The organism is Amycolatopsis sp. NPDC021455 (genome assembly GCF_040640995.1).
Classification (GTDB): Bacteria; Actinomycetota; Actinomycetes; order Mycobacteriales; family Pseudonocardiaceae; genus Amycolatopsis.
Genome location: NZ_JBFACT010000050.1, coordinates 62,977 through 70,409 on the forward strand (window position 1 = coordinate 62,977; position 7,433 = coordinate 70,409).

The 7,433-nt window shown below is 73.4% G+C and carries 7 protein-coding genes; 3 read left to right on the forward strand and 4 right to left on the reverse strand.

Features of this window, described 5'->3' with window-relative positions; translation table 11 throughout:
* Positions 1-79: 79 nt before the first annotated feature.
* Genes AB0G28_RS36235 through AB0G28_RS36250 form a run of 4 tightly spaced genes read right to left on the reverse strand, consistent with a single transcriptional unit; the run spans position 80 to position 6,073 of the window.
* Positions 80-1,387: a glutamine synthetase gene (locus AB0G28_RS36235; RefSeq protein WP_361099949.1), complete on the reverse strand. Its 1,308-nt coding sequence runs from the start codon at positions 1,385-1,387 to the stop codon at positions 80-82.
* Positions 1,384-3,114, reverse strand: a complete 1,731-nt coding sequence (locus AB0G28_RS36240; protein ID WP_361099952.1) for an IucA/IucC family protein — start codon at positions 3,112-3,114, stop codon at positions 1,384-1,386. Before AB0G28_RS36240 ends, AB0G28_RS36235 begins: the two co-directional genes overlap by 4 nt.
* Positions 3,111-4,388 carry a SidA/IucD/PvdA family monooxygenase gene (locus AB0G28_RS36245; protein ID WP_361099955.1) on the reverse strand — a complete coding sequence of 426 codons (1,278 nt, stop codon included), beginning with the start codon at positions 4,386-4,388 and terminating at the stop codon, positions 3,111-3,113. The genes AB0G28_RS36240 and AB0G28_RS36245 overlap by 4 nt, the downstream gene beginning before the upstream one ends.
* On the reverse strand, positions 4,385-6,073 hold the full coding sequence (locus tag AB0G28_RS36250) for an aminotransferase class V-fold PLP-dependent enzyme (RefSeq protein ID WP_361099958.1): 1,689 nt from the start codon (positions 6,071-6,073) through the stop codon (positions 4,385-4,387). Before AB0G28_RS36250 ends, AB0G28_RS36245 begins: the two co-directional genes overlap by 4 nt.
* Before the next feature lie 145 nt (positions 6,074-6,218).
* On the opposite strand from AB0G28_RS36250, the gene AB0G28_RS36255 reads away from it, so the two are divergent.
* Genes AB0G28_RS36255 through crcB form a run of 3 tightly spaced genes read left to right on the forward strand, consistent with a single transcriptional unit; the run spans position 6,219 to position 7,323 of the window.
* Positions 6,219-6,620 (forward strand): CrcB family protein, encoded by a 402-nt coding sequence (locus tag AB0G28_RS36255; RefSeq protein WP_361099961.1) that lies wholly within the window; start codon positions 6,219-6,221, stop codon positions 6,618-6,620.
* Positions 6,620-6,952 carry a DUF190 domain-containing protein gene (locus tag AB0G28_RS36260; protein WP_361099964.1) on the forward strand — a complete coding sequence of 111 codons (333 nt, stop codon included), beginning with the start codon at positions 6,620-6,622 and terminating at the stop codon, positions 6,950-6,952. Before AB0G28_RS36255 ends, AB0G28_RS36260 begins: the two co-directional genes overlap by 1 nt.
* A complete protein-coding gene (crcB, locus tag AB0G28_RS36265; RefSeq protein ID WP_361099967.1) occupies positions 6,949-7,323 on the forward strand; it encodes a fluoride efflux transporter CrcB in 375 nt (124 codons plus the stop codon). Before AB0G28_RS36260 ends, crcB begins: the two co-directional genes overlap by 4 nt.
* Positions 7,324-7,433 lie beyond the last annotated feature (110 nt).

Here is a 7,433-nt window from a genome sequence, read left to right on the forward strand (position 1 = left end):
CTGACGGCCCGAGGGGGGGCCGTCAGCACCGCCGGCTGCAGTCACAACCGAGCTTCGAGGTGGGCGGATCCCAACCACCTCACGACCGCAGGGCACCACGGCGGCGCTGCCAATCCGTGACCGTGTCCAGCCCGGACTCGATCTCTTCGGTGAGCAGCGCCCCCAGCTGCGCCGCGACGGCGGGCCCCAGCAGCTCCCCCACCCGGTCCAGCATCCCCGCCGCCTCCCACGGCGACGTCGCCAGCGAACCCACCGTGACCCCCGCGTCCGGCGGGGACAGCCCCTCCTCCAGCCCGAACCGCCCGGCGGCAAGGAGCGCCGCGACGACCAGGTGCGGCTGGGCATCGGCACCGGCGAACCGGAACTCCAGCCGAGGGCCGGCCGGCGGCCCGGCCACCCGCACCGACGCGGTCCGGTCGTCGTGGCCCCAGCGGACCTCCCGGGGCGAGAACGGCGCGGTCCGCAGCCGGACATAACTGTTCCACGTCGGGGCCCAGATCGCCGTCAGCGCCCGCGCGTCCCGCAGCACGCCGGCCAGGAACCCGCCCAGCAGATCGGGTTCCGATCCATCCATTGTGGACAGCGACAGGTGCACGTGCCCGGAGTTTCCCTGCCCGGGCGAAGGAGCGGCCAGGTAGTCGGCAGTGACGTCGTGACGCGCGGCGACCCGGCGCACGAGAAGCTGCTGCAGCAAGACATCGTCGCACGCGGCCAGCGCGTCCCGGTGGCGCAGCACGATCTCGTACTGCCCCGGGTGGCATTCGGCGCGCGCCGACTCGACGCCCAGCCCCGCGTCGTCCAGCGCCGTCCGCAGGTCGCCCAGCAGCGGGGACAGGCGTTCGGTGCCGCCGACGGCGTAGTCGACGCCGTGCGTCGTCAGCGGTGTGCCGAGAGAGTCGCGGAAGACGACCTCGTGCTCGATGCCCACCGACGGCACCAGCCCGAGGCCTTCCAGCGCCGCCAGCTGCCCGCGCAGCACCTCGCGCGGCGCGAGCTCCGCGACGCTCCCGGACGGCCATTCGGCGTCGCACACCACCGCCCACGTCCGCGCCCCCAGCGGGATCGCGCTCGCCGCGTCCGGCCGCATCCGCAGGTCGCCGAAGCCTTCGAGGTAGCCGCCGAGCACGCCGGAGGCCTTGAGGGGGTCCCGCGACGGCGTCCACGCGAAGACGTAGCTGCAGACGCCGTAGCCGTCGTCGAGCGCCGAAGCGGCGAACGGCGCGGCCAGCTCGACGGCGGCGAACCGGGCGTGCGGGTCGGGCACCAGCAGGAGCAGCCGGGCACCGTCTTCGGCCAGGATTCCGCGCAGCACGGCCGTTCCCGCGGAAGCCGCCGCCCGCCGGTCGGCCAGGGAACGCGGGCCGACCGGCCGCGCGAACGCCGTCACCAGGCGCCGCCCGGGTCCGGGGCGTGCAGCGGGTTCGGCACCCGGCCCCACCGGACGTCGAACTCGTCGTCGCGCTCCACCTTGTCGAAGCCCTGGCCGGCGAAGTGCTCCCGGTTGAGCGTCACGCGCTCGACGTCGGGGGCGAACAGGCGGCACGCGTCGAAGCGCGCGGCCAGCTCCGGGTTCTCGTCGCGGTAGCGGCCGACGATCTCCCGGACCGGCGCCCAGAACGCCGCCCGCGGCAGGTCCAGCTCGTCGAGCAGAACCTCGGCCCAGAACCGGAACTGGCCGGAAAACACCGAGCTGAACAGCGACTGGGCCAGCAGGTGCGCGGGCCAGCGCAGCATGTCCGCGGCCGCCTCCGGCGGCAGGCTCTCGTAGCTCTCGAGCTGCTCGTCGAGCAGGTCGACGCCCTGGGCGAAGTCCTTGATCAGCACCCGCCGCGGGAACCCGGCGGTGTCGACGACGAGGACGAGGTTCTGGCCGTGCGGGCAGAACCCGACGCCGTGGCGCAGCAGCCACTGCAGCAACGGCGTGAGCAGCAGGTCGAACAGGCGCGTCAGCCACGCTGTCGCGTCCCCGCCGCCGATCAGGTGCGCCAGCATCGAGACGCCGTCCGGCCCGCGGTAGGGCAGCGCGGCGAACGAAATCGCGCGCTCCCCGTCGGCGAGCCGGATGGGCTCCCGCCACAGCGCGCCCAGGGTCTCGTGGAATCGGTACGGCAGTTCCTCGAGGTGGCCGAACAGCGGGTGTTTCACCGACACGCTCGCGACTTCGCCGAGCAGCCCGAACCGGTACTTCTCCGTCAGCAGCGGGTCGGCCGCGCTGATCCGCCGCAGCCACGTCGTCACCGACGGCCCGGCGAGCGTGGCCGCGGAGTTGAGCCCGCGGTAGACGAGGGTGTTGCGCACGGACACGGCGGTCTTGACGTCGTGGCGTCCGGGCGTGCTGACGTTCGCGCACGTCCGGACCGTCTGGTGCGGCCGGTAGGCGTCGGCGCTCTCCCCGAGGTCGATCACGACACCGGTGGCCAGCTCGGCGGCGTAAAGCGTGCCGAGGATTTCGTCGGCCTGCCACGGGTGCACGGGCACCCAGACGTAGTCCCCGGGTGCCTTCGCGGCGAACTCCGCGCGCAAGGCGCCGAGTTCGGCGTCCAGCAGCGCGTCCCGGCTCAGCTCGTCGACGCAGCGGAACTCGGCGTGGTCCGGGTGGACGGCGAACCAGCGCAGCCGGAGGTCCTCGCCCGCCTCGGGCGCGTACCGGGCGCGGTCGGCCGCGGAGAACCCCACTCGGCCCTTGTTGAGCACCAGCCGCGGGTGGCCGGTCAGGTGCCCGTCCGCGATGTTGTAGTCCAGAGTGGACAGTGCGGCCGCGGTCGGGGCGCGCCGCAGCCGGGCGGCCTCGTTGGCGACGGTCGAGGTCAGCTCGGCGAGCACGTCGGCCAGCCGCAGCCCGCTCAAGCCCAGGACTTCGCGGGCGTCCACGACGAGGGTCCGCGGGTCGGTGACCGGTTCGCCGGACCGGCGCGCGCTGCCCGGTTCGACCGTCCAGGCGTCGAAGGCGCCCCGCCGGGCCCGGAACGCGTAGGTGGCGCCGGGCAGCTCCAGCCGGTACGCGTCGCCGTCGGCGACCGGCTCCAGCATGTGCTCGTAGGACAGTTCCCCGAGCATCTTGTGCGTGATCAGGGCACCGGCCGCGCGCCAGGCGGCCGCGTCGTCGAGGGTCACTTCTCCTCCAGGCCGAAGGTGGTGAAGGCGGTGCGGTCGGGCAGCTCGTGCACGGCTTTGCCGCACACGGCGTTGAGGATGACGGCCGCGCGCCACGCGCCGAGGCCGAGGTCGGGGGCGCCGGGCCCGTGGGTGTGGCGTTCGGCGTTCTGCACGAACAGCGCCCCGGGCACGTCGAGGGCGACGCGGTAGCCGGCGCCGACTTCGAGACGACCCTGCCGGTCGCGGTGGACGGCGTCGCCGAGCCCGGCCAGCAGCGACCGGGTCGGCGTCTCGGCGTAGCCGGTGGCCGCGACGACGGCATTCGTGCGCAAGGTGCCGTCGCGACCCTGCTGCACGTGCCGCACGCGCAGTTCGATTTCTTTGTCTACTGTGGACGCGCCGACGACCTCGACGCCCGGGGTCAGCACTGCCCCCGGCGGGCCGTCGATGCTGCGGCGGTAGAGTTCGTCGTGGATCGCGCCGATCGTCTCGGTGTCGATTCCCTTGTACAGCTGCCATTGCGCGGGCAGCAGCCGGTCGCGGACAGCTTCGGGAAGGCCGTGGAAGTACGCCGTGTAGTCCGGGGTGAACTGCTCCAGCCCGAGTTTCGAGTACTCCATCGGCGCGAACGCCGGCGTCCGCGCCAGCCAGCGCAAGCCGTCCACAGTCGACCGCGCGCGCAGGAGATCGAGGACAACTTCGGCGCCCGACTGCCCGGATCCGACGACCGTGACGCTGTCGGCGGCCAGGAGTTCGTCCCGGTGCGTCAGGTAGTCGGCCGAGTGCAGGGTGAGGACGTCCGGATTTTCCACCAGTTCGCGCAGCGGCCCGGGCACCGAGGGCACCGAGCCGACGCCGAGCACGACGTTGTCCGCGAGCACCGGTGCACGCCCGGCGATCGTGAGTTCGAAGGCGTCACCGGCCCAGCGGAGGCCGGTCACTTCGCACCCGAAGTGGCACGAGGGCAGCCGGGCCGCGGCCCACCGGCCGTAGTCGTCGTATTCGGCGCGCAGCGGGTGGAACCGCTCGGCGAAGTAGAACGGCAGCAGGCGGCCGCGGTCGCGCAGGTAGTTGAGGAAGGAGAACGGGTTCGTCGGGTCGACGAGCGTCACCAGGTCGGCGAGGAACGGCACCTGCAGCGTCGCGCCGTCGACGAGCAGGCCGGGGTGCCAGCGGAACTCCGGGCGGGCGTCGAAGAAGACGGCGTCGAGGCCGTCGACCGGGGCGGCGAGCGCGGCCAGGGAGAGGTTGAACGGCCCGATCCCGACGCCGGCCAGGTGGTGGCGCCTCACGAAGCGACCGGGCTTTCCCGGCCGGCGACGAGCTCGGCGCCGGCCGTGGCGGCGATCCGGTCGAGCAGCGGGCCGTAGTCGTCGCCGGTGGTGTGCGGGTGCAGCAGGGTCAGCTTGAGCCACAGCTGGTCCGCGCCGCCGGGACCGGTCGGCAGCGAAGCGCGGCCGATCACCGCGGTGCCGGCTTCGAGCAGCGCGCGGCGCACGCGGGCGACGAGCTCGTCGTCGCCGGTTTCGTCGGCCCCGACCGGGCGAAGCACGACGGTGGACAGCTCCGGCGCGCCCCAGAGCCGGAGGCCGGGGTGCTCCTCGACGCGCGCCGCGACCTCTGTGGCGGTGGTGCAGCAGCGTTCGACGAGCGCACCGAGACCGTCGGTGCCCAGGGCGTGCACGGTGACGGCCATCCGGAAGGCATCCGGCCGCCGCGACGTCCGGATCGAGCGGCCGAGCAGGTCGGGCAGGCCGGCTTCGGTGTCGTCGTCGGCGTTGAGGTACTCGGCCCGGACGGTCAGGGCGGCCAGATCGGCGGCCTCGCGCGCGGCGAAGAGCCCGGCGGCGACCGGCTGCCAGCCGAACTTGTGCAGGTCGAGGGCGACGGAGTCGGCGAGCTCGAGCCCGGCGAGCTTGGTCTTGAGGGTATCGCTGCACAGGGCCATCCCGCCGTAAGCGGCGTCGACGTGCAGCCGGGCACCGCTCCGGCGGCAGATGGCGGCGATGGCGGGCAGCGGGTCGAGGGTGCCGGTGTTGGTGGTCCCGGCGGTCGCGACGACGACGCTCCGCGGGGTGACGACCTCGGCGAGGGCGTCCGGCAGCAGGCGATCGCCTTCGCACGGGACGACGATCGGCGCGGGCAGGCCGAGCAGCCAGGCCGCGCGGGCGACGCTGTGGTGGGCGTTGGCGCCGCAGACGGGCTGGACGCCGGGGTCGCGTTCGCGGGCCAGGAGGAGGCCGAGGAGGTTGGACTCGGTCCCGCCGGTGGTCACGACGGCATCGGGGGTTTCCGCATCGGGGTAACACAATCGGGCGATTCCGGCGGTGAACTCCCGCTCGAGTTCACTGGCGACGGGAGCCTGGTCCCAGGAGTCCATGGAGGGGTTGAGGGCACTGGCGACGACATCGGCGGCCACGGCCACGGCGAGCGGCGGGCAGTGCAGGTGCGCGGCACAGGCGGGATCGGCGGGATCGGCGGAGCCCGCGGCCAGCAGCCGGCTCAGCTCTTCGAGGGCGGCTTCGGCCCCGACGCCGTGGCGGGGCAGCTGATTGCGGCTGGAGGCAGCGTCGAGCCCGCCACGCTCGGCGGTGGACATGACGGCCCCTGGTCCGCCATGGTCGCCGACCAGCGCAGCGGCCACCCCCGCCGGCTCGCCACGCTCGGCAGCGGCCAAGACAGCCCCCGCTCCACCGTGGTCGCCGACCAGTACGGGGGCCACCGGCGCCGGCTCGCCACGCTCGGCGGTGGCCAAGACAGCCCCCGCTCCACCATGGTCGCCGACCAGCGCAGCGGCCACCCGCGCCGGCTCGCCACGCTCCGCCACCAGGGCCGCGGCGACCGCTGCCGGGCCGCCCGCCGGGACCGGGCCGCCCCGTTCGGCGATTCCGGCAGCCATCCCGCGCAGGGCCGCCGGGATCAGCTCGCCGAGCCTGTCCGCGCCGCCCTCGCCGCCGGCCAGCCCGTCTCCCCGCATGTACCCCCGCCTTCCTTAGGGTTGCCTTGCCTACCCTGCGCAACAGTACGGCGACCGACGGCTGCCTGTCATCCGGCCCCGTCCAGCATGCTCGACCGGGTGGCGGGAACGCGTCGGCCATCGGGAGTAGGTTCACCGCCAGGAGGTGATCAGCGTGCCCCGGTGGGACGTCCTGCTCGCCATCGGCGCGGGCGGCGCGCTGGGCAGCCTCGCCCGGTACGGCCTGTCGGTGGCGATCCCGCACGCGCGCGGCGAGTTCGCCGTCGCCACGCTGCTCACCAACGTCCTCGGCTGCCTCCTGATCGGAGTCCTGATGGCGATCCTGACGACGACGGCCCGGCCACACCACCTCCTCCGGCCGTTCCTCGGCGTCGGGATCCTCGGCGGCTTCACGACGTTCTCCACGTTCGTGACCGACACCCTCGACGCGGCGACGACCGGGCGTCTCGTGGGATCCTTGGCGTACGTGGCCGCTTCGCTGGTGCTGTGCCTGACGGCGGTCACGGCCGGTCTCGCGGCGACACGCGCTGTGCGAAAGGGACGCTGATGGAAGGACCCGCGACGCGCCTCACGATCTACATCGGCGAAGACGACCACTGGCACCACAAGCCGCTCTACCACGAGATCGTCCGCCGGGCGAAGGACGCCGGGCTGGCGGGCGCTTCGGTGCTTCGCGGCGTCGAGGGCTACGGCGCGTCGTCGCTGATCCACACGACGCGGATCCTGTCGCTGTCGGAGGACCTGCCCGTGGTGATCGTGATCATCGACGAAGAGGCGAAGCTGCGGGCGTTCCTGCCCCAGCTGGACGACCTGATCGGCGAGGGCCTGGTGACGCTCGACCAGGTCGAGGTGGTCCGGCACGTGGGGCGGACGGAGTGACGCTGGTCCTGGTGGCCCTCGGCGGGGCGGCGGGCTCGATCCTGCGCTACCTGACCGACCGCCGCGTGCAGCAGTGGCGCGACTCGCCGTTCCCCTTCGGGACGTTGACGGTGAACATCGCGGGCTCGTTCATCCTGGGCTTCCTGAGCGGCTGGCTCCTGCACGGCGCGGAGCCGTCGTCGGTGCGCGCACTGCTGGCGGTGGGCTTCTGCGGCGGCCTGACGACGTTCTCGACGTTCGGCTACGAAACCGTCCGGCTGTTCCTGGAGAAGACGCGGTTGTACGCGGTGCTGAACGTGGTGGTCACCATCCTCGCGGGCCTGACCTCGGGCACCCTCGGGCTGGCGCTGGCCACGGCGATCTGGTCCTGACCCGAGCGCCCCAATGTGGCGTTGGTTGCGTCCAACGCACCCAATGTGGCGTTCGGTGCGTTGGACGCACCGAACGCCACATTGGGGCGCTTGAGAGTCCGGGTCAGCGC